This is a genomic window from Verrucosispora sp. TAA-831, from assembly GCF_050780145.1.
In the GTDB taxonomy this organism is placed as follows: domain Bacteria; phylum Actinomycetota; class Actinomycetes; order Mycobacteriales; family Micromonosporaceae; genus Micromonospora.
Window position 1 is genome coordinate 3,730,495 of record NZ_CP192240.1, and the last position, 22,270, is coordinate 3,752,764.

Consider the following 22,270-nt stretch of genomic DNA (forward strand, 5'->3'; position numbering starts at 1 on the left):
TGCGCGCGGACCGCCCGAGGCGGCGCCGGTCGGCGGGTCACGGCGCGGCGGGGGCAGTCGCTAAGGCGCGAGGGTCGATCAGCCCCGATGCCGTAGCCTGGACATGCACCGATAGACCGGTGGAAGTAGGCGCCAGTCCCCGCCGTGCGGGTTGACCGGGGGCCGCCTATCGGATCAGACCGGTACGATCCGGGCGAAAATTTGTGGGTTAGTTTTCCGTGTTCGGCTTGCCGACCCCGGCCATCCCGCACACCACGGTGACGACCACGGAGGTCGGTCCGCCGCCCGGGTGCCCGACGACCGCGTCGAGCCGGGCGAGTTGCTCCCGACGACCGACGAAGTCCGGCGTGGTGATCGGCAACTGCGCCGGACGGGTCCGGACGGCGGCGGGCGCGGCCCGGGCGGGCGGTGGCGGGCCGGGCGGCGGGCAGCGGTGGTGCAGGATGTCGTCGTACAGGCGGGTCAGCTCGGGCCCCGGGTCCATCCCGGTCTCCTCGGCGAGCACCTGTCGGGCCTGCCGGAAGGCCGCCGTCGCCCCGGCCACGTCCCCGCTGTGGTACAGGCCGGTCATCAGGTGCGCCCAGGCGCGCTGCCGCAGCGGATGCCGTTCGAGCAGGGCCCGGAGTCGGGGGATCACCTGCGCCGCCGCACCCAGCGCGAGTCGGGTGCCGGCGTGGTCCTCCTCGGCCAGCAGACGCCGCTCGGCCACCTGCCCGACCCAGCGCGACAGTGCCCGGGGCAGCGGCAGTCCGGCCAGGACGGGCCCGCGCCACAGCGCCAGTGCCTGCGCCAGCTCGGCCTCGGCGCGTACCGGGTCACCGCTGGTCGCGGCGGTGCGCCCGCGCGCCACGGCGGCGTCGAAGCGGTCCAGGTCGCGGTCGTCCGGCTCGACCCGCAGCAGATAGCCCCCGGCGGTGGTGACGATCCGTCCGTCGCAGTCGATCGCCTGCCGCAGCCCGCGCACGTAGGTGCGGATGTTGGCCCCGGCGGAGGCCGGCGGCTGGTCGCCCCAGAGCAGGTTCACCAGTTCGTCGGCGGGTACGGCCTCACCGGGGCGGGTCAGCAGCAGGGCCAGCAGCAGCCGTTGTTTGACCGAGCCGAGGTCGACCGGGTGCCCGTCCCGGGACACCGACAACGGGCCGAGAAGGTCGAAGCGGAGAAGCATCAGTCACCTCAGCCGACGGCCGGAGCCATGGGACCGGACACCATCCGAACCGCGTCGTCGCGCGGCCGGACCGGCCGACCGCCAGGAGTCGAGGACAATTCATTTGTACGCCAGTTGTGCGCGACGGATACGTCGGAGACCGTACCATCGGCCGCCAATCGATGATCTTTCCAAACGGTGGCGGTCGAGGTGCGCATGCGGGAACGGATCCAGGTCGCCCGGAGCCGGGAGGTGACTCTCGTCGACGTCGCCTCGGTGGTCGCCGGCTGCTCACCACGGCTGTCGGTGGCCGGCACCAACCGGATCCAGCAGTTGGCCGAGTCGGTCGGGGTGATCCCGCCGATCCTGGTGCAGCGGTCCACGATGCGGGTCGTCGACGGTGCACAGCGGCTGGCCGCGGCCCGGCGGGCCGAGGAGCTGATGCGTCGCCGACCGGAGGCCAGTCTGCGCGAGGTGGCTCGGGAGGCCGGCATCTCGGTGGGCACCACCTTCGACGTCCGTCGACAACTGGCGGCCGTCTCCGGCGAGGGCGCGGCGGAGACCTCGCCGAGCGCACCGCCCGGGCAGGGCCCCGCCGATCCCCTCGGACCGGCACTGCGGGCCGGGCTGGAACGGCTGGCCGACGACCCGTCGCTGCGCCACACCGAACGCGGAGAGGCATTGCTGCGGCTGGTCTCGGCGACGCTGGCGCTCGCCGAGCAGTCCGACGCGGTCGCCGACGCCACGCCCGGCCACTGCCGGGACGTGCTGCGCGACGTCGGGCAGGCCTGCGCCCGCGCCTGGTACGAGTTCACCGACCGGCTCGGCGACACCGACCTGGCCGAGCGGGCGGCTTGACGACCAGCGGCAACCGGCCCCAACGGCGGCCACTGTGGTGGGCGTGGTGGTCCGGACCGTCGGCATCGGGATCGCCGACGGTCCGGACCAGCACGCCCACCCCGGTGCGAACGGGCCCGCCGGCCGGCGGCCGGGCCGGTCGGGACGAGGCGTTCGCCGGCAAACTGATCTCCTCCGGAGGTGTCGATGAGTGAGGACCCGTCGCCCCGGCACGGCCCGTCGGACGACCGGGCCACGGGCCTGATTCAGGCGGTCCGACGACGGACGTCGGTGGCCGGTCGCACCGCGCCTCGGCTGCCGATCCCGGCGTCCCGGCTCCCCGGTGAGGATGTGGACCATCTCCTGCGGACCCGGCAGCCGGTGCGGCGGTTCCTCGGCGACCCGCTGCCCCGCGCCGACGTGCTGCGGATCTGTCAGGCCGGTGCCGACGCCGCGCAGCCGGTCGCACCGGAGGACGCCGACGGCGCGCATTGGCTGGTGTTCGCCCGCGCGGTCACCGACACCAACCCGGGCGTCCACGAGTACCGCGACGGCGAGCTGGTCGACGCGTCCGGACTACCGGCGGCCGAGGCGATGGCCGGGCTGGCATCGGGCCCGTGCGCCACGGTGCCGTGCGTGCTGGCTCCGGTGTGGGACCTGGGCGCCGCGCCGAACCGGCAGGACGTCGACGGCCACCTCGGCCTGTTGCTGCGTACCGGCGTCAGCCTGCACGCCGCGTATCTGCTTGCGGTGCGGCGGGGTTTCGGCGGCGGCCTGTTCCGGGGCCCGCACCCGGCCCTGCTGACCGGCGTCGGCGGCCGGGACGACCTGGCGGCCCGGCCGTTCCTGGCGCTGGCCTTCGGCCGGCCGGACCCGCAAGACGCTTTCGACGACCTCCTGGTGACGCGCCGGACGGAATAGCCACCTCGGCGGCCGTCGATGTTGCCGGACCGGGTCCGCGCGTGCTGGAATGGCTCATATCGCCGCAGCGCGGGGGCAAACGCGCTGGGAACGGCCTGCGCACGGGAGCAGCGCTATGCCGGCAGCGCGCCGCATCGGCAGACGGTCGCGCGCCGCATCGCCAGGCCATCACCACGACGACGGGCACATTCCGGGCAGATGTCCCCACCGTACGTGTTTCCCCCGGGACGAGTCCGCGCTCGCGGGCCGGACCTGCCGGGGGCGTCCGATGCGATCTGCCGACGCACCAGAACCGGCGACGAGGTGAGAAGCAGTCATGATTTCCCGACAGAGTGTGGCGGGGTGGTACCGGAACCGCTTCGTGTGGGTGGCGGTGATCGTGCTGACCGTCTCGGTCACCGCGGTGGCACTGGTCCGCGCCGCCGAGACGGACACGAAGCCGGCGGACCTGCGCGGGCAGCTCATGACCTGGATGCGCTCCACGCTCGAACAGGCGGACCCGGGGCAGCACAACCACGCCGGCCACGGGCCCGGGCAGGCGGCCGAGGGGCAGGAGACGCCACCGGCGGTGGTCTGTGGGGTCCACGTGTACGGCTTCGAGCCGGCCGAGGTGACCACGATCGCCGACGTCCGGACCGTCTACGGCTTCCACCTCTGTGGGGTGGCCGAGGAGAAGCGCACCTGGGACTGGGCGGTCAAGCTGGCCGGTCCGGTCATCATGGACCGCTCCACCAACCCACCCGGCATCCAGGTGGTCGAGGCGACCGAGGACGTCATCTTCATCGACCGGCTGCGGCAGATGTTCCCGGCGAAGTACGCCGACCTGGCGCAGAAGGAGGCGCTCGAGCCCAGGGAGATGGCCGACCTGCGTCGCCGGTACGACGCGGCGGCCGGGCTGTGACCCGTACCGGCTGACGCGGCGCGGATTCGGCGGGCTCGGCGCAAGGAAGGGCACCTTACTAACGCCTGGTGCATAGGAAGGGCCCCTTCCTAACGGTCGGTGTCAACCTCCGTCAGGCCGATCATCACCGCGCCCTTTTCCGAAACTTTCCGGAAGTTCTGGTCAGGGCAATCGGCCCGACATAACATGCACGCGCTTGGATGCGTCTGGTACGCGCCCGGCTTCACACCCCGCCACCAGCCACAATCGCGTAAAGGGATCACCGATGCGCCTCTGGAAATCCTCCCGCCGATCGCGACAGCGATCGCGGCTTCTCGCCGTCCTCTGCACCACCACACTCGTCGCGACGGTCACCGTCGCACCCGGTCCGGCCGCCGCCGCGCAGACCGTCCTCTCCTCCGACTTCGAGTCCGGCTCGTACGCCCCGTGGGGAGCGCGGGGCGACGTCACCCTCGCCATCGCGTCGGAGGGTCACGACAGCGACAGCAGCCTCTCGGTCACCGGCCGTACGGCGAACTGGCAGGGCCCGGCGACCAGCGCGACCGCCCTGTTCACCCCTGGTACGCGTTACTCGGTCGGCGCGTGGGTGAGGCTCCCGGCCGGCACCGAGGGCACCGCCGGGGTGCACTTCACCGTCGAGTCGACGCCGGCCAACGGCGGCGACAACACGTACACCTGGATCGGCGACAGCGTCACCGCCTCCGCGGACGAATGGGTGCGGATCGGCGGCGACTACACGCTGCCCACCGGGCTGAGCGCGGCCACCCTCTACGTCGAGGCGGAGGGGACCACCCCGTTCCTGCTGGACGACGTGCTGATCACCGCGCCGGACGGCGGGACCGGACCCGCGCCGGGGACCGTGGTCGTCGACACCGACTTCGAGGACGGGTTGGACGGTTGGGGACCGCGCGACGGCGGTCCGGGTGCCCCGAGCGTCACGCTGACCGACGTCGCGCACGGCGGGGAGGCCGCGGCGCTGGTCAGCGACCGGGTCAACCAGGGTGCCGGGCTCGGCCGGGACGTGACCGGGCTGGTCGAGCCCGGCGTGACCTACGAGCTCGACGCCTGGCTGCGCTTCGCCGAGGGGCAGCCGACCGACGAGGTCTGGCTCAGCCTGGCCAGCACCAGCGGGGGCAGCCAGTCGTTCGCCACGCTGGCCCAGTTCACCACCGTGACCAACACCGGGTGGACGCAGGTGACGGCCCGCTTCACCGTGCCGGCGGCGGACAGCGCGTACCTCTACTTCGAGACCCGCTGGCAGGGCGCGGACGTCCCCGGCAACACCAGTGACTTCCTCGCTGACGACATCGTCGTCCGGGTGCCCGAGCCGCCGGTGGTGGAGGACCTCACCGGCATCCACGAGACCACCGACTTCCCGGTCGGTGTGGCGATCGACGGTCGGGAGACCGAGGGTGCCGCCGCGCAACTGCTGACCCGGCACTTCAACCAGATCACGGCGGAGAACCACATGAAGCCGGAGGCCTGGTACGACGACGAGGGCACCTTCCGCCCGCACGACCAGGCGCTGACGATGATGGACTTCGCCCGCGACAACGACCTGAAGGTCTACGGTCACGTGCTGGTCTGGCACAGTCAGACGCCGGCCTGGTTCTTCCAGGACTCGGCGGGGCAGCCGCTGAGCACGTCCGCCGCCGACCAGCAGGTGCTGCGCGAGCGGCTGCGTACGCACATCTTCGCCGTCGCCCGGTCGCTGAGCGAGCGGTACGGCGCGTTCGGCTCCGCCACCAACCCGCTCTACGCCTTCGACGCGGTCAACGAGGTGGTCAGCGACAGTGGCGAGTACGCCGACGGCCTGCGCCGCAGCGAGTGGTACCGGATCCTCGGCGAGTCCTTCATCGACCTGACGTTCGAGTACGCCGACGAGGCGTTCAACGACGTGTACGCGGTCGACGGCACCGACCCGGTCACCCTGTTCATCAACGACTACAACACCGAGCAGAGCGGCAAGCAGGCCCGCTACCGGGCGCTGGTGGAGCGGCTGCTCGCCCGGGGTGTGCCGGTCGACGGGGTGGGTCACCAGTTCCACGTCTCGCTGGCCACGCCGGTGAGCAGCCTGGAGGCGGCGCTGGACGCGTTCACCGACCTGCCGGTGACCCAGGCCGTCACCGAACTCGACGTCACCACCGGTACCCCGGTCACCCAGGCGAACCTGATCGAGCAGGGCTACTACTACCGGGACGCCTTCCGGATCTTCCGGGAGCACACCGACGACCTGCTGGCCGTCACCGTGTGGGGGCTGACCGACGGGCGTTCGTGGCGGTCCGGCAACGGCGCTCCGCTGCTGTTCGACGACAACCTGCGCGCCAAGCCCGCCTATCACGGCGCGGTCGACGGCGAGTTGCCCGCCCGGCTGCGCACCGCCACGGTCTTCGCCGGGGAGGTGCCGCTGACCGCCGCCGCTCCGACGGACCTGACCTGGCGCAAGCTGCCGCTGCACCCGGTCGAGGAGGCGGCCCGGTTCCAGTTGCGCTGGGCAGCGGACCACCTCACCGCGTACGTCACGGTCACCGACGCCACGGTCTCCGACGACGACCGGGTCGAGTTCGCCCTGGACGGCGAGACCTACCGGGTCCGGCGCGACGGCACCGGGGACGTGCCCGCCGTGGCGGCGGCCCGGGACGGCGGCTACCACCTGGTCGCCCACCTGCCGCTGACCGAGGCCACCCGGGGGGACACGCTCTCCCTCGACGTGCGGGTGAACGACGACGGCACCACCTCCGGCTGGAACACCCCGGGCGCGGTCGGCACGCTGACCCTGGTGGAGGAGTTGTCGTACCTGGAGGTGCGCCGTGCACCGAGCGCACCGGTGGTCGACGGCACCGTGGACGCGGTCTGGAGCCAGGCGAGCACGGTGACCACGGCCAAGCAGGTCTCCGGCACCGACGGGGCGTCGGCGCAGGTCCGTACGCTGTGGCGGGATCAGACGCTGTACGTGCTGGCCGAGGTCACCGATCCGGAGGTGGACGTCTCCGGGTCGGACCCGTGGACCCAGGACTCGGTCGAGATCTACGTCGACGCCGGCAACGCCAAGAACGGCTCCTACCGCTACGACGACACCCAGATCCGGATCAACGCCGACAACGTCGTGTCGTTCGGCACCGGTGACGAGGCGTTCCAGGCCGGACGGCTGACCAGCGCGGTCGTGCGGACCGCGACGGGCTACACCGTCGAGGCCGCGATCAGCCTGCTCGAGTACGGCGGCCTCGACACCTTCCACGGCCTGGACTTCCAGGTCAACGACGCCTCCGGGGGTACGCGCACGTCGATCCGCAACTGGGCCGAGCAGGAGGGCGTCGGCTACCAGAGCACCGCCCGCTGGGGCGTGGGACGGCTGGTCGAGGGTTCCACCGTGGACGTCACGCTCACCCGGGTGGCCCGCTGGAACTCCGACAGCGGTGGCGGTTACTGCGCCACCATCACCGCCACCAACACCGGTGACAAGCCGGTGGCCTGGACCGCGATCGTCGACCTGGAGGGCGACATCTACACCGCGTGGAACTTCACCCGGGAACGTCAGGCCGACGGCGGCTACCGGATCAGCGGGGTGGACTGGAACCGGACCCTGAAGCCCGGCGCCAGTACCCACAGTGTCGGATACTGCGCCAACCTGTAGGAACCGATCCGACTCGTGGCGGCCATCGCTCCGGCGGTGGCCGCCACACCCGTCCGGGCACCAGTCCACGCAGCCGCCCGCCGGTACGTCGACCACGCCGGAGACGGGTCGGGTAGGACATTCGACGGAGCCACCGATGTCCCACCCTGGACAGACGACGGAACTTACGCAGCGCACTTGACCTGCGAAAACGTCCCCTTGTTGAATGAGCGCACCGCGGAGCCTTCCGACCGGGAAGGTCGCGGCCAGCCAGCACGGCGGCGCCTACCGGCGCGCGGAGTCGCACCCGAACGTCTCGCTGGACGCCACCGCGACCACCTCAGAAGGGACGTCACCAGTGTCCAGACCACGACGCCGGCATCTCATCCTGCTCGCCGCCGCGCTCCTGCTCGCCCCCACCGTCGTACCCGGGGTCGCCCAGGCGAACGGGCCGTTCGTGCCACCGAACCAGGAGACCGTCAACCGCTCCTCGATGCTCAGCGCCGCCGAGGTCTCGGCCGAGTTGCGCGCGTTGCAGGCCCGCAGCAAGGGCGCCCTGCGGGTGCAGGAGGTCGGCCGCAGCGGCCAGGGCCGCCCGCTCGAGGTCGCCTTCATCGGCACCGGCAGCACCCGGATCTGGATCCAGGGCCGCATCCACGGCAACGAGCCGTACGGCGCCGAGGCGTCGCTGGACTTCCTGAAGACGCTGGTCTCCGGCGGCAAGCACGCGCGGGAGGTGTTGCAGCGGGTCAGCTTCGCGATCATCCCGATCTACAACCCGGACGGTTTCGAGGCGTACCGGCGACAGGACGGCGTCCACAACATCGACCTCAACCGCGACTGGGGGGTGGACCGGCCGATCTTCGACCGGCTCAACGCGGTCCGGGCGGGTCTCGGTCAGGCGCCGCTGTCCGAGCAGACCTTCGCGAACTACACCCGGCACCGAGCCGTCGAGTCGCAGGCGTTCTGGTACGTCTGGGCCGGCTTCAAGCCGCACCACATCATCGACCTGCACCACCAGGGCACGTACGTGGACGGGGACACCGACGAGATGACCACGTTCTCGGTCGGCGTCTCCCTCGACCCCGGCATGCTCACCCCGCAGCAGTGGGACACCGTCCGCCGGATGGGTGTGGTGGCCGCCGACGCGGCGGGTCGCAGTGGCGTGGTCAACGTGACCCGCTACCCGTACATCAACATCCCGGAGGGCGTCACCTCCGCCGCCATGCTCAACGCCCCCGGCCCCCGGGGCGAGTACGCGAACTGGCGCAGCAACGCGATGTTCTTCGAGTCGCGTGGCGGCATCGGCCACAAGAGCAGCGGCTACCTCATCAAGCAGAACGTCGACGGCCTCTGGGCCATCGTCGACTCGATCAGTGACGGTTCGCTGGCCGGCGTGGACGCCGACCGGTGGAGCGACATCCCAGCCCGGGGCGCCTCGATCTCCACCTGCGCCAAGTTCCCCCAGCAGTGTGAGTTCTGATCGTCGACGCGACGCTGACCCGGCGGTGGTCCACCTGGACCACCGCCGGTCCGGCCGTGCGGACCACGTGGCCGGCCGGGGGCTGATCGGATGGCTGACGGGTGCCGACGACGCCACGTCGGGCTGAGCCTTCAGCCGCGGAAGCGGCTCAGGCGGTCCGCTGTCCCGCGCACCAGGTGCCGGTGACGGCGATGCCGTCGAGATGGTCGGGGTCGACGTGCACTGGGTCGCGGTCCAGTTCGACCAGGTCGGCGGCGGCGCCGGGGCGCAGCACACCGGCCCGGTCGGCGAGCCCGAGCGCGGCGGCGGCGTCCCGGGTGTAGGCCGCGAGTGCCTCGGTGACGGTGAGTCCCTCGTCCGGGTGGACGACGTCGCCGCCCGCCACTCGTCGGGTGACCGCCGCCTTGATGCCGACCAGCGGCGACAGCGTGCCCGCCGGGTAGTCGGTGCTGGCCGCCACCGACGCTCCGGCGTCGCGCAACGTGCGCAGCGGAACGAGCCGCAGGGGTGCGGGCAGCGGGAGCACGGTCAGCTCCGCGCCGAGGTCGTGCAGGAAGGACGGCTGCGTGACCACGTGTACGCCCGCGTCGGCGAGGCGGCGGGCGATGGCCGGATCGCAGACCATCGCGTGCTCGATCCGGATCGGGGTGTCGAGCCCGTCGACGGCGGCGAGGGCGTCGGCGAGGGCGCCGTTTCCGACCGCGTGCAGGGCCGGCGCGAGGCCACGCTCGACCGCCGCCCGGACGGCGGCGGCCAGCCGGTCACGGCCCAGCACCCGAAGGCCGTTGTGCCAGCGGCCGTCCGGGCGACGGGTCGGGGTGCCGCCGCGCCGGGACAGGGCCAGGGCCCGGCGACCGTGCCGCAGCAGCGCCCGGGGCATGCCGGCGACCGAACGGAGCACCTGTCCACCGGTGAGGCACAGGTCGCACCGCTCGCCCCCGTCGACGAGGAGCTTGAAGCCGCCGAGCGGGGTACGGGGATGTCCGTGGTCCCGGTCCGGGTCGAGGTCGGGCACGGTGGGGTCACCGATCTCGGCCGCGCCGACGTGCCAGCGGTGCACGGTCACGGCGAGTTCCGGAGCGGCGCGGGCGTACCGGGCGGCACCCTCCGGCGGCACCGCGAGGTCACCGATGCGGGTGATGCCGTGCCGGGCCAGGATCCGGCTGTGCGCGACGGCGCGGTGCACCCAGGCGTCGTCGTCGGCGCTGGCGCGGCGGGTCAACGACTCGGCGACGAAGCTGGCCTGTTCGACGAGGACGCCGGTGGGGCGTCCACGGCGGTCCCGTTCCAGGTGGCCGCCGCCGGGGTCGGGGGTGGCGCTGCCGTACCCGAGGGCGGACAGCCCGGCGGAGTTGACCGTGGACTCGTGGTAGCTGACCGAGAACAGGTGCAGCGGCCGGTCCGGGCAGGCGGTGTCCAGTTCGGCGGCGGTCGGCAGGCGCCCCTCGGCCAGGTGCAGCGGGCGTACCCCGTGCAGGCGCAGCCAGCCGGTGCCGTGGTCGGCGCGGGCGACGGCGGCGATCCGGTCGAGCAGCTCGCGCACCGTCGCGGGGTGCTCGTCGAAGGCCCGGGTGTGCTGGTCGGCGGCCACCAGATAGAGGTGGTGGTGCGGGTCGACGAAACCGGGGAGCAGGGTCCGGCCGGCGAGGTCGTGCACGGCCGCGCCGGGGCCGACGGCGGCGCGTACGGTCGCCGCGTCCCCGGCCGAGGCGATCACCTCGCCGTCGATCGCCACCGCCTCGACGACCGGGTGGGCGGGGTCCATGGTGCGGATCGTGCCGCCGCTGAAGACGGTCCTCATGTCACGCTCCAAGCTGGGCGAGCAGCCCCTCGGCCCACGCCGCGAGGAAACGGTCCCGCGCGACGTGTCCCGGCGGGCAGCCGTAGGTGAACTCGCTGATCGCGAAATAGAACAGCGACGACAGGGCCACGGCGGCGACGGCCTCCGCGTCGAACCGGGGGCGGTCTCCGGCGAGCTGCGCCAGCCACGCGGCGACCTCGTCGAAGCCCGGCTGGAACAGCCGCTGGTAGACGTCGGTGAGATCGACCGGCAGGTCGCCGCCGCGCAGGACGAGCCGGTAGAGGTCCCGGTCCGCCTCGACGGTGGCGAGCACGGCCCGGCCGGCGACCGCGATCGCGGTCTGCGGGTCGGTGAGGTCGGCGATCCCGGGCTGGGCCTGTGCGGCACGGCGGCTGTGCAGGACCCGGTCGAAGGCGGCCACGAGCAGTTCGCGTTTCGACCCGACGTGGCGGTAGAGCCCGCCCGCACCGGGAGACAACCCGGCGGCGGCCTCGATCTGCGTGATCGTGGTGGCCCGGTAGCCCTGCTCGGCGAAGAGACGCAGCGCCGCGTCGATGATCTCGTCCCGACGACCCATCGCATAAGTAAACACTTACTTATGCGATGCTCGCAACCCGCGCTCGGCGCGCCTGCCCTGCCCGTTCGTGTCCGGCGGGACCGGTTTGACCGTCGGGTGAACGGGCAGGACCCCGGTATGCCGACTGACCTGCTGCATCGGGTGGACGACACCCTGACACTCGCGATCCAGGGCTACGGGTGGCTGCCGAACCGCCTGCGTGCGGATCAGACGGACGTGGTGCGTACCCGTCTGCTGGGCCAGACCGCCGTGGCGCTGCACGGCCCCGACGCGGCCCGCTTCTTCTACGACGAGCGCCACATCCGGCGGCACAGGGCGATCCCGGAACCGATCCGCGGCACGCTGTTCGGCAAGGGAGCGGTGCACACCCTCGACGGTGAGCCGCACCGGGTGCGGAAGGCGATGTTCACCTCGCTGCTGATGAGCGGCGGGTTCGACGGGTCGGTGACCCGGACCGAGGTGGCCTGGGACGAGGCCACGCGGTCCTGGGCAGGTCGGCGGGTGGTGCTGTTCACCGCGACCGCCGAGGTGTTGACCCGGGCGGTCTGCGACTGGACCGGGGTCCCGGTGGACGACCGGGAGGTGCCGGAACTCGCCGCGAACCTGGTCGCCGAGGTGGACGGCTTCGCCACCGCCGGGCCCCGGCACTGGCGGGCCCGCCGCTCCCGGGGACGCCTGGAGCGGCGGTTCGGTGATCTCGTCGACCGGGTACGCCGAGGCGAGGTCGCCGCCCCGGACGGCTCGGCGTTGGCCGCGGTGGCCGCACACGTCGACAGCGACGGGCGGCTGCTGGACCCGAAGACCGCCGCGGTCGAACTGCTCAACATCATCCGGCCGACGGTGGCGATCACCTGGTTCGTGGCCTTCGCCGGGCACGCCCTGCACCGGTGGCCCGCGCACCGGGACCGGCTGCGCGCGGCGGAGCCCGCCTTCGTCGAGGCGTTCGCCCACGAGGTCCGCCGCTTCTACCCGTTCGCGCCCTTCGTCGGCGGGCGCGCGGTGACCGACCTCACCTGGCAGGGCACCGACATCCCGAGCGGCGCCATCGTGCTGCTCGACCTGTACGGCCAGAACCACGACACCCGGCTGTGGAAGGACCCGTACCGGTTCGACCCGGACCGCTTCGTGGGCCGGGAGATCGGCCCGTTCGAGCTGATCCCGCAGGGCGGCGGTGATCCCCGCACCGGCCACCGCTGTCCCGGTGAGCAGATCACCGTCGCGCTGCTCGGTGCGCTCGCCGTCCGGCTGGCCCGCCTCGACTACCGGGTCCCGGACCAGGACCTGGACATCCCGCTGCACCGCATTCCGACCCGGCCGGTGAGCGGTGTGGTGCTCGCCGTGGCGGGGCCGTCCGACTGAGCGACGGGTCGGCGCACCCGGCCACGCCCGGCCCGGCCGCCTATCCGGTCCCGCCCTGCAACCGCGCGAGGGCGTGGACCTCGGCCCGGGTGTTGCGGTACAGCGAGGTGTAGCCGGCGTAGAGGCCGTCGTAGGTGGCGGCCACCGACGGGTCGGGGCGCACGATCTGCCCGGGCCGGGTCCAGTCGGTGTCCGGGGCGGCCAGACCGGCACCGATCGCGGCCAGCAGGGCGTCGCCGTAGCTGGCCCCGATGGTCACCTCCGGCACCTCCTGCTCCCGGCCGGTGACGTCGCTGACGATCCGGGTCCAGAGTCCACCCTGGGTGCCGCCGCCCACCGCGACCAGCCGCGCGACCGGGTTCTCCGGGGTGTCCAGCAGTTCCAGGATCTGCCGGATGCCGAAGGCGATCCCCTCGTACCCGGCGCGGAACAGGTGACCCCGGCCGTGCCGCAGGGTCAGTCCGGCGATCACCCCCCGGGCGTCCGGGTCGAAGATCGGGGTCCGTTCCCCGGCGAAGTACGGCAGCAACAGCAGGCCGTCCGCGCCCGGCGGCACCGCCGCCGCCTCCTCGACCAGCGTCTCGAACGGCACCTCGCCCGTCAGGTCGCGCAGCCAGGTGGTGAGGCTGCCGGAGGTGGCCATGCCGGCGGCGAGGCAGTACGAGTCCGGAGACACCCCGACGGTGTTCCAGAGCTGCGGATGCCGGGCGACGCCCCGGAGTTGCTGGACGAAGAACATGGTGGAGCCGTACATCAGCATCAGGTCGCCGGGTCGGCGGACGCCGACGCTGACCGACTCGGCCCAGGCGTCCACGGTGCCGGCGCAGACCGGCGTGCCCACCGGCAGCCCGGTCGCCTCGGCCGCCGCCGGGGTCACCTCGCCGACGATCTGGGCCGACCAGGCCAGCCGGGGCGCGGGCAGGTCACCCATGACCTCGTCGTACCAGGGCCGGTGCCACTGCCGGGCCTCGATGTCGTACAGCGGCACCGACTGGCTGGCGGTGTGGTGGTCCAGGACGTACTCACCGGTCAGCTTCCGGACCACGTACGAACTGGAGTTGTACCACCGGGCCGCCCGCTCCCACACCTGCGGTTCGTGGCGTCGCACCCAGAGCGCCTTGGGACCGACCGCCTGGCTGGTGATCGGGGTCGCCGCCCGCTCCAGCACCGCGTCGGCCCCGAAGCGCTCGGTCAACTCGGTGATCTCGGCGGTGGCCCGCATGTCGATGCCGTAGAGGATCGCCGGACGGACCGGCTCGTCCCGCTCGTCGCAGAGCACCAGGCAGGGGCCGACACCGCTGACGCAGACCGCCGCGATCTGCGCGCCCTGGGCGGCGGCGGTCAGCTCGGCGGCGATGGACACCACGTCGCCCCACCAGACCGTCTCGGCGTCGACCTCCGCCCACCCCGGCCGGGGCAGCGACATCGACCGGGGCCGGGAGCGGACGGCGGTGGCCAGCACCCGCCCGGCGGCGTCGGTGAGCACGCCCTTGCTGCTCCCGGTGCCCAGGTCGATGCCGATCAGCAACGGTGCCATCTACAGGTTCACCTCACCGCAGAGGTGCACCGCCAGGCCCAGTTCGGCGAACATGGCGGCCTTGGCGGCGAGCGCCCGGTCGGCGGTGTCGGCGTCCGGGGCGTACACCACGTTCAGGTGGTTGGCCTTGTGGCGGGCCATCAACTGGTCGCGGTCGACGCCGTGCAGGACGGCGTGCATGATCGGCCACTGCGGGGTGGTGGCGTCGAGCCGGCGCCGGGTCTCCTCGGCCGGCAACTCCACCGCGCTACCCCGACCCAGGTCGACGTGGAGGACGCCGTCGGCGATGAAGACCCGGGACCAGACGATCTCCCCGGGCTTGGACACGCCGCTGAGGGTGCCGCCGCCGAGCGGGAAGTACATCGGCGGCTGCCGCATGCTCCAGCTCTTGTCGTAGCCGCCGTTGTGCGAGGCCGGGACCGAGCCGGAGATCTCCATGACCCAGACGAACCGGCCGTCGTACTCCTCGCCCCAGCGGATGTCGTGCAGGGTGGTCGCCGGGTCCAGCCCCATCGCGGTCCAGATCCGGTTGGTCACCAGGGAGTCCACCGCGACGCCCTCGTCGACCTCGTTGAAGTGCGGCAGCGGCGCGCCGGCGTAGAGTTCCCGGGCACCGTCGCGGCTGGTCACCGGCGGACGGGAGACGTTGTTCAGCAGCCCCTCGACCAGGTCGCTGGCGGGTACGACGTCCTTGAGCCCCTGCTGGTACTGGATGCCGACCGCGTCCAGGCCGAAGTCGTCGGCGATGCGCAGCGCGGCCACGTACATCGTGAACTGGCTGTGCAGTTGGGCGTCGGTCAGCTCGGTGGCCTCGTCGGTGCCGGTGTGGAAGGTAAACCCGGCCGCGTCCAGCCAGTCCCGTACGGCCTGCGCCTCGGCGTCGGTGACCGTCGCCATCTCGGCGACCAGGGCGCTCTGCGACAGCCGCTCCTTGTAGACGCCGAGCGGGTTGAGCAGCTCGTCGTCGATGATGGCGTTGTACATGCCCATGCAGCCCTCGTCGAAGACGCCGATGATCGCCTTGTCCCGGACGAGCTGCGCCGCGAGTGCCCGACCGAGCCGTACCTCCTCGGTGGCCGGCAGCTCCGGCAGGTCGCGGACGTGGCTCTGGTCGTGCTCCAGCGTCCCGGCCTCCAGCCAGGTACGCAGCCGCGTCACCGCCCAGTCGTCGGTGAACTTCTCGCTCCACAGGATGGAGTGCGCCACGCCCGCCTTGGTGAGGCTGGCGGTCAGGCCGAGCAGGCCGACCAGGCCGGGGAACTCACCGCTCCAGTTCGCCACCACCAGGATCGGGCCCCGGTGGGTACGCAGCCCGGCCAGCACGTGGTGGCTGTACTGCCAGACCGCCTCGGCGACGATCAGCGGCGCGTCCGGCGGGATCGACTTGAACACCTCGATGCCCTGGCGCTGGCTGGCGATGAAGCCGTGCCCGGCGGTGTCGTCGACCGGGTGCGCCCGCCGCACCCGGTGGCCCAGGGCGGTGACCGCCCGCTCCAGGTCGGCCTCGAACTGCCGCTGCACCGGCCAGCAGGTCACGTTGGCGCTGGGCCGCAGGTCGCCGCTGGCGACGGTCCAGACCACGCCGGGCTCGGCCACGGGCTGGTCGGTCAACTCGGGAAAGGCGTAGCTGCTCACGCGGGGCTCCTTCGAGGGCGGCGGTGTCGGGTGACGGCGGTGTCGGGGGTCAGAGCAGGTCGGCGACGTCGGCTTCGAGCGCGCGACGGTCGTCGGCCGAGATCGGGTCGAGCGGGGCACGCATGCCGCCGGCCGGCAGCCCGCGCAGTTCCAGGACGGCCTTGAGGTGGGCGAGGTTGCCCTGCCGGGTGGCGGCCACCGCCCGCAGCGACCGTTCCCTGGCCACCGCGAGCGCGTCGGCGTCCCCGCTGCGCAGGGCGTCCCGGACCGCGAGGAAGGGTGCCGGCAGCGCCGAGCTGACCCCGGAGACCACTCCGGCGCCGCCGGCCGCGACGACCTCGGTGAACTCCGCGTCGGCACCGGAGTACGCCGGCAGGTCCCGGTCGCCGAGCGCGGCGAGGTACTCGGCCAGCACCGGGGTCGGCTCGCCGCTGATCTTCACGCCCGCCAGACCCGTCCCGGCCAGCCGGGCCAGCGACCGTGGCGAGACCGTCGTGGTGGTCCGGGCGGTGAAGAGGTACGCGTACACCGGCCGTCCGGCGGCGGCGGCCACCACCGCCTGGTAGTAGTCGAGCAGGGCGCGCTCGGTGGCCGGGAAGTAGTGCGGGGTCAGCGCCGCGAGTCGGGCCGCGCCCCGGTCGACGGCCGCGCGGGTGAGGCGTACCGCCTGGTGGGTGCTGGCGTGCCCGACGTGCCAGTAGGTGCGCTCGGGCCCGAAGGCGTCACCGGCGGCGGCGGCGACGTCCAGCCGCTCGTCGTCGGTGAGGGTGGTGAACTCGCCGGTGGTGCCGGCCACGAACACCCCGTCGACGGGGTGCGCGGCGAGGTGGTCGTAGGCCGCCCGGGTGGCCTTGAGGTCGACCGCGCCGTCGGGGTCGAACAGGGTCGGCAGGGCGCTGATCAGGTTGGCTCCGGGGTGGGCCGTGGTCATGAGGTGTGCTCCGAGGGATCGAGCAGGGCGAGCACGATGCCGCGCCGCTGCCAGGTGTACGTCACAGCGAGCCGGTCCCCGACGGGGATCAGGCAGGGGTACGAGAACTCGTTGCTACCGGTGGTCCGGACTCCCGAGTCGGCGGGCCGGTAGCCCTCGTCCGCCGTCTCGCCGAGCGACTCCTGAAGGGTCAGCCAGGGCCGGAAGGATTGCCCCTCGTCGGTGGAGACGGAGACGATCAGGGGCGCCCGGCTGGCCCAGTCCCCGGTCGTCGGGTTGTGGGCCAGGTGGACGCGGTCGCCGAGACGGGTCACCGCGATGCCGGAGTTGTTGTTCGGCACGGTGGACAGCGTCCCGGGCGACCAGGTGCGGCCGTCGTCAACGCTGGTGGCGGTGACGAGCCGGCCGGCGGTGCTGCGGGCCAGCAGGCGTACCTCGCCGGTCGGGGTCTGCCAGAGCGCGGGCTGGATGGCGCCCGCGCCGGGGAAGGTGGCGTGGTCGAGCCGGATGTCCGGGGAGCGCTGCCAGGTGTCGCCGTCGTCGTCGCTGCGCTCGACGAAGCAGTCCCACCGGGGGCGCTCGCCCCACGTCTCGGTGGAGGCCCCGGCGAGCAGTCGGCCGGAGCGCAGGCGCAGCGGCGGGGTGCGGACCGGTCCCCGTCCGCCGGGCTCGGCATCGCCGAGCGGTCGGGGCGTCGACCAGGTCCGGCCGCCGTCGGTGGAGACGACCCGGTGGGTCACCCAGGTCGAGATGGTCGCGCCGACCTTGAACCAGCAGACCAGGTCCCCGCCGGTACGCCGGTGCAGCACCGGGTTCCAACAGGGTGCCAGGTCGCCGCTGACCACCGTCGGGGCGCTCCACCGGTCGTCGGACCCCCGGCTGAGCCAGATCCGCGAGTCGGCGGCTCCCTCGTGGTCGCCCTGGAACCAGGCGACCACGAAGGTGTCCTCGGTGACGCAGACGGTGCTGCCGTGGCACTGGCCGGGCACGTCCCGGACCACGAAGTGTCGTGCCGTCACCGGCTCGCTCCGGCGGGGACCGGCGGGTCGGTCGGGGTGTCGCGGTCGGTGGGGCCCTGCCGGCGGGCCTTCATCCGGCTACGGATGCGGGGCACCGCCACGGCCAGCACGGCCAGCACGAGCAGCCCGACCGCGATCGGGCTGGTGTAGATGGTCTCCAGCCCGCCCAGCTCCATCGACCTGCGGAAGTTGCGTTCGGCCAGCGGGCCGAGGATCAGTCCGAGCACGATCGGGCCGGCCGGGAAGCCGTACCGACGCAGCAGCAGGCCGAGTACGCCGAACAGGACCATGACGCCGACGTCGAAGACGCTGTTGTTCACCGCGTACGTGCCGACGATGCAGAAGGCCAGGATCACCGTCCACAGGAACCGGCTGGGCAGTTCCAGCAGTTTGGCGACGCCGCGCATGCGCAGCAGGCTCAGCCCCAGCGTCAGCACGGTGGCGAAGAACATGATGCCGGCGATCGAGTAGACCAGGTCCGGTTGCGAGGTGAACAGGCCCGGGCCGGGCTGGATACCCCAGATGATCATCGAGCCGAGCATCACCGCCATCACCGAGTCGCCCGGTACACCGAGAGCCAGCGTGGTGAGCACGGACCCGCCGACACCGGCGTTGGAGGAGCCGTCGGCGGCGGTGAGGCCCTCCAGGGAGCCCTTGCCGAACTTCTCCGGCTCCTTGGAGACCCGCTTGGCCTGGTTCCAGGCGACGATGCCGCCGATGTCCCCGCCGACGGCGGGCAGCACGCCGACCACGGTGCCGACGGAGGAGCCGACGGCGATCGGCTTGACCATCTGCCGGGTCTCCTGCTTGTTCGGCCACCAGCGGCCGAAGCTGGTGATCGCCTTCTGCTTCTGGTGGCCGCGCGAGATCATCTGGCCGAACACCTCGGCGATGCCGAACAGGCCGATGATCACCGCGATGAACGGGATCCCCTCGACCAGTTGCGGGATGCCGAAGGTCAGCCGGTCCGAGCCGTCCATCGGGTCCCGGCCGACGGTGCCCAGCGCCAGACCGAACAGGCCGGCGATGAGGCCCTTGACGAGCTGCCGGCCGGAGACCTCGATCATCATGGTGAGACCGAAGACCACCAACGCGAACATCTCCGGCGAGCCGAAGCGCATGGCCACCGTGCTCAGCGGGATCGCGGCGACCATCAGCACCGCGATGCCGACGAAGCCACCGACCGCCGAGGCGAAGGCCGACGCGGTCAGCGCCAGGCCGGCCTTGCCCTGCTTGGCCATGGCGTAGCCGTCGAAGGTGGTGGCGATCGACGCCGGAGTGCCCGGGGTGTTGATCAGGATGGCCGGGACCCGGTCGCCGAACTGCGCGCCGATCAGGATGGTCAGCAGTACGGCCAGGCCGGGCAGCGGATCCATGGTCAGGGTGAAGGCGCTGGCCAGGGCGACCGCCATGGTGGCGGTGATGCCCGGGAACGCGCCGACGAGCATGCCGATCGCGGCGCCCGCGAGGACGCAGAGCAGCATCTGGACGGAGAGGAGGGCACCGAAGCCCTCGACGAACGCGTTCACAGCGGCACCCTCAGCAGCAGGCCGAACAGGCCGTAGATCACCACGGTCACCCCGGCGGGGAAGACCAGCAGGTCCTTGACCCCCCGCCCCCCGGCGATCCAGGTGAGCGCGGCGACGAAGATCAGTCCGGAGACCAGGAAGTGCAGGTAGTACCAGAGCACCCCGAAGGCGAGCGTGGCCGCGACGAAGCCGACCACCCGGACGATCCCCGAGCGGGTGGCCGGTTCCTCCTCGTCCTCGTCGTCGGCCACGGCGGGCGTGGTGACGAAGGCGAGGACGATCTGTAGGGCCGACAGGCCGATGATCCCGATGGCGAGCGTCTCCGGCCAGATCCGGGGGCTCACCGCCAGGGCCCGGGCGGGCAGCTCGATCGAGCGGGCCAGCCACAGGAACACGGCGCCCAGCACCAGGAAGACCATCCCCGGTGCCGCCGCGCGCCAGCGCGCGGCGGCACCGTGATCACCCTGGATCGGCGGGTGGTGGATAGCCATCAGCCGTAGATCTGGCCGAAGCGGTCGTACTCGGTCTGGGCGAACTGGCTGGCCTCGTCCGGCGAGGTCGCCAGCGGCGTGTTGCCGGCCTTGGTCATCACGTCCTTGAACGCCTCCGAGGAGGCGGCCTTGCGGACGGCGTCGGCGAGCCGCTGCCGGACCTCGTCGGGCAGTCCGGCGGGGGCGCCCATCAGGCCCCAACCACCGATGACCACGTCGACGCCCTGCTCCTTGGCGGTGGACACGTCCGGCAGCGAGGAGACCCGCTCGGGGGCCAGCACCGCGAGGATGCGTAGCTGGTTGTTGCCGGCCGCGGCGGCGGACTCGCTCACCCCGGCCATCACGGCTTGGACCTCGCCGGAGACCCCGGCGGCCACGGCCGGCGCGCCGCCGTCGTACGGCACCGGCTTGAAGGTCGCACCGGCCGCCTCGCCCAGGGCCAGGGTGGCGGCCTCCCAGATGGCCCCGGCACCGGAGTTCGACACGGTGATCGTGCCCGGCTCGCGCTTCGCCGCCGCCAGCAGGTCGTCGAGGCTCTGGTACGGGCTGTTCGTCGGCACCGACAGCGTGGCCGGTGCGTTCATCACCTGCCCGAGGACGGTGAACTGCTCCGGGGCGATGTCGGCGCCCTGGTGCCCGAGCATCGCCACCTCGACCGGGATGAAGCCGATCGAGTACCCGTCGGCGGGACGGCCCTTGAGGTAGGTCAGGCCCACCCGTCCGCCGCCACCGGTCCGGTTCTCCACCACGATCGACCGGCCGAGGTCCGCCTCCAGCTCCTTGGCCAGGGTACGGGCGGTGAGGTCGGAGCCACCACCGGCGGCGGCGTGCACGACGAGGGTGAGGTCCTTCTCGGGGAAGTTCTCGCCGGAGGCGGTCTCGCTCCCGCCGCGGTTGGCGCAGCCGGTCACCACGAGGGTGCCGGCGACGGCCAACGCGGCGAGGCGCAGCATGCGTGATCTCATAGGTCGTTCTCTCTCTGGACGGGGGTCGGGGGGTTCGCGGAACGCAGCCGCGAGCAGGTCGTCTGCAGGTGTCGGTGCAGCTCGGCCTTGACCTCGGCGACCTTGCCGGCGGTGATCAGCCCGGCCAGGTCGTGGTGCTCCCGCGCCGAGGGCGCGAGGTCGGCCAGCCGCTTGCCGGAGGCGTGCAGCAGACCTTCGATGGTGGGGCGGAACTGGTCCCACAGGACGCTGAGCCGGGTCATCCCGGCGGTCGCGAAGAACGCGCTGTGGAACCGGATGTCCGCGGTCGTGAAGGCGACCGGGTCACGGTCGGTGACGGCCGCGTCCATGTCGACCAGGGCGGCACCCAACTGACGGGCGAGGACCTCGCGTCGGACGGTGATGGCCCGCTCCACCGCCAGCAGCTCGAACGACTCCCGAAGGGCCATCAGCTCCTCGATGTCGGCGTCGTTCAGCGACCGGGTGACGGCGTTGCGGCCGGAGCCGGTGACCAGTCCCTCCGACCGCAGGATGCGGATGGCGTCACGGACCGGACCTCGGCTGACCTGGAAGGAGTCGGCCAGCTCCTCCTCGACGAGCCGGGTGCCCGACGGCACGTCGCCGACGATGATGCGACGGCGCAGCTCGCCGGCCAGCTTCTCGCCGAGGGACTCCGCCCTGATCGGCCTCACGTCCAACACGATGTCCTCCTGATAACTGTTAACAGTTAACACTCGACTCATCCCACGGTCAACGGAAGATGACGAACGAGTTTCTCGATGTTTCCTGCCGGCGTTTCGCCTGGTGGATGCCCTGGACGATGGGACGCCGCCGCGACGACCGGCGGCGGACAAGCGGGCCGGGATGGGCGCGCGGGCCGGGAGCAGGACGGCCACCACGGGCCGCTCAGCGGACGGCGGGGCCGCGCCCGGCCACCGGTCCCCGCACTGCGGTCGCTGCCGACACAGCAGGGACCCGACCCGGCCGGCGGTCCCGCGACCGCACGTCGGTGGCCCCGAGGTCGCGCCGGATCAGCAGAGACATTGCGACAGGGTACGGGCGCGACCGGTTCCGGTCCGCCCACGGCGAGCGGCCATTCCCCGCAGTCGCACGAATCGCTCGGCCGGCACGCCAACACGCGTCGAAGCTCGGCATCGGCCGAGGGCCGGGGACGTCGGCATAGGCCGGGGGCCGGGGGCCGGGGGCCGGGGGCCGGGGGCCGGGGGCCGGGGGCCGGGGGCCGGGGGCCGGGGGCCGGGGGCCGGGGGCCGGGGGGCCAGGGGCCGGGGGCCGGGGGGCCAGGGGCCGGGGGCCGGGGGGCCAGGGGCCGGGGGCCGGGGGCCGGGGGCCGGGGGCCGGGGGCCGGGGGCCGGGGGCCGGGGGCCGGGGGCCGGGGGCCGGGGGCCGGGGGCCGGGGGCCGGGGGCCGGGGGCCGGGGGGCCGGGGGCCGGGGGCCGGGGGGCCAGGGGCGCCGACCCGCTGACTCCCATGTCTTACACGGACACTGTCGAGCTGACTGCGGCGACGGATCGCGGTGATCCGCCCCGC

17 protein-coding genes are annotated in these 22,270 nt (G+C 72.8%); 6 read left to right on the forward strand and 11 right to left on the reverse strand.

The genetic code is table 11. The annotated features are described in order from the left end of the window. Window positions 1-208: 208 nt before the first annotated feature. Window positions 209-1,165 carry an AfsR/SARP family transcriptional regulator gene (locus tag ACQVFL_RS16835; RefSeq protein ID WP_431726948.1) on the reverse strand — a complete coding sequence of 319 codons (957 nt, stop codon included), beginning with the start codon at window positions 1,163-1,165 and terminating at the stop codon, window positions 209-211. 195 nt (window positions 1,166-1,360) lie between these two features. On the opposite strand from ACQVFL_RS16835, the gene ACQVFL_RS16840 reads away from it, so the two are divergent. From ACQVFL_RS16840 to ACQVFL_RS16860, 5 genes are all read left to right on the forward strand, one after another. Beyond that, a complete protein-coding gene (locus tag ACQVFL_RS16840; protein ID WP_431726949.1) occupies window positions 1,361-2,002 on the forward strand; it encodes a hypothetical protein in 642 nt (213 codons plus the stop codon). A gap of 186 nt (window positions 2,003-2,188) precedes the next feature. Further along, a complete protein-coding gene (locus ACQVFL_RS16845; RefSeq protein ID WP_431726950.1) occupies window positions 2,189-2,902 on the forward strand; it encodes a hypothetical protein in 714 nt (237 codons plus the stop codon). Window positions 2,903-3,218: 316 nt separating this feature from the next. After that, the gene (locus ACQVFL_RS16850; protein ID WP_431726951.1) at window positions 3,219-3,803 is read left to right on the forward strand and encodes a hypothetical protein; all 585 of its coding nucleotides are present in this window, start codon (window positions 3,219-3,221) and stop codon (window positions 3,801-3,803) included. A 265-nt stretch (window positions 3,804-4,068) separates the two neighbouring features. Continuing rightward, the gene (locus ACQVFL_RS16855; protein ID WP_431726952.1) at window positions 4,069-7,437 is read left to right on the forward strand and encodes an endo-1,4-beta-xylanase; all 3,369 of its coding nucleotides are present in this window, start codon (window positions 4,069-4,071) and stop codon (window positions 7,435-7,437) included. Window positions 7,438-7,642: 205 nt separating this feature from the next. Next, window positions 7,643-8,899 carry a M14 family zinc carboxypeptidase gene (locus ACQVFL_RS16860; protein WP_431726953.1) on the forward strand — a complete coding sequence of 419 codons (1,257 nt, stop codon included), beginning with the start codon at window positions 7,643-7,645 and terminating at the stop codon, window positions 8,897-8,899. A 148-nt stretch (window positions 8,900-9,047) separates the two neighbouring features. On the opposite strand, the gene ACQVFL_RS16865 is transcribed toward ACQVFL_RS16860, so the two are convergent. Continuing rightward, window positions 9,048-10,700: an amidohydrolase gene (locus tag ACQVFL_RS16865; RefSeq protein ID WP_431726954.1), complete on the reverse strand. Its 1,653-nt coding sequence runs from the start codon at window positions 10,698-10,700 to the stop codon at window positions 9,048-9,050. Between the two features lies 1 nt (window position 10,701). Next, window positions 10,702-11,277 (reverse strand): TetR/AcrR family transcriptional regulator, encoded by a 576-nt coding sequence (locus tag ACQVFL_RS16870; protein ID WP_396696840.1) that lies wholly within the window; start codon window positions 11,275-11,277, stop codon window positions 10,702-10,704. A 117-nt stretch (window positions 11,278-11,394) separates the two neighbouring features. Between ACQVFL_RS16870 and ACQVFL_RS16875 the strand changes: the two genes are divergently transcribed. Further along, window positions 11,395-12,636, forward strand: a complete 1,242-nt coding sequence (locus ACQVFL_RS16875) for a cytochrome P450 (protein ID WP_431726955.1) — start codon at window positions 11,395-11,397, stop codon at window positions 12,634-12,636. Window positions 12,637-12,676: 40 nt separating this feature from the next. Here ACQVFL_RS16875 and ACQVFL_RS16880 read toward each other — a convergent pair whose 3' ends face one another. Genes ACQVFL_RS16880 through ACQVFL_RS16915 form a run of 8 tightly spaced genes read right to left on the reverse strand, consistent with a single transcriptional unit; the run spans window position 12,677 to window position 21,423 of the window. Then, window positions 12,677-14,173 carry an FGGY-family carbohydrate kinase gene (locus ACQVFL_RS16880; protein WP_396696836.1) on the reverse strand — a complete coding sequence of 499 codons (1,497 nt, stop codon included), beginning with the start codon at window positions 14,171-14,173 and terminating at the stop codon, window positions 12,677-12,679. Then, the gene (locus ACQVFL_RS16885) at window positions 14,174-15,808 is read right to left on the reverse strand and encodes a fucose isomerase (protein WP_431726956.1); all 1,635 of its coding nucleotides are present in this window, start codon (window positions 15,806-15,808) and stop codon (window positions 14,174-14,176) included. A 49-nt stretch (window positions 15,809-15,857) separates the two neighbouring features. Next, complete coding sequence (locus ACQVFL_RS16890) at window positions 15,858-16,739, reverse strand: dihydrodipicolinate synthase family protein (RefSeq protein WP_396696832.1); 882 nt, start codon at window positions 16,737-16,739, stop codon at window positions 15,858-15,860. Continuing rightward, window positions 16,736-17,758 carry a sialidase family protein gene (locus ACQVFL_RS16895; RefSeq protein ID WP_431726957.1) on the reverse strand — a complete coding sequence of 341 codons (1,023 nt, stop codon included), beginning with the start codon at window positions 17,756-17,758 and terminating at the stop codon, window positions 16,736-16,738. Before ACQVFL_RS16895 ends, ACQVFL_RS16890 begins: the two co-directional genes overlap by 4 nt. Continuing rightward, a complete protein-coding gene (locus ACQVFL_RS16900; protein WP_431726958.1) occupies window positions 17,755-19,287 on the reverse strand; it encodes a tripartite tricarboxylate transporter permease in 1,533 nt (510 codons plus the stop codon). The genes ACQVFL_RS16895 and ACQVFL_RS16900 overlap by 4 nt, the downstream gene beginning before the upstream one ends. Next, entirely contained in the window at window positions 19,284-19,778 is a 495-nt protein-coding gene (locus tag ACQVFL_RS16905) for a tripartite tricarboxylate transporter TctB family protein (protein ID WP_396696826.1), read from the reverse strand. Before ACQVFL_RS16905 ends, ACQVFL_RS16900 begins: the two co-directional genes overlap by 4 nt. Continuing rightward, window positions 19,778-20,743, reverse strand: a complete 966-nt coding sequence (locus tag ACQVFL_RS16910) for a tripartite tricarboxylate transporter substrate binding protein (RefSeq protein WP_396696824.1) — start codon at window positions 20,741-20,743, stop codon at window positions 19,778-19,780. The genes ACQVFL_RS16905 and ACQVFL_RS16910 overlap by 1 nt, the downstream gene beginning before the upstream one ends. Then, the gene (locus tag ACQVFL_RS16915) at window positions 20,740-21,423 is read right to left on the reverse strand and encodes a GntR family transcriptional regulator (RefSeq protein WP_396696822.1); all 684 of its coding nucleotides are present in this window, start codon (window positions 21,421-21,423) and stop codon (window positions 20,740-20,742) included. Before ACQVFL_RS16915 ends, ACQVFL_RS16910 begins: the two co-directional genes overlap by 4 nt. Window positions 21,424-22,270 lie beyond the last annotated feature (847 nt).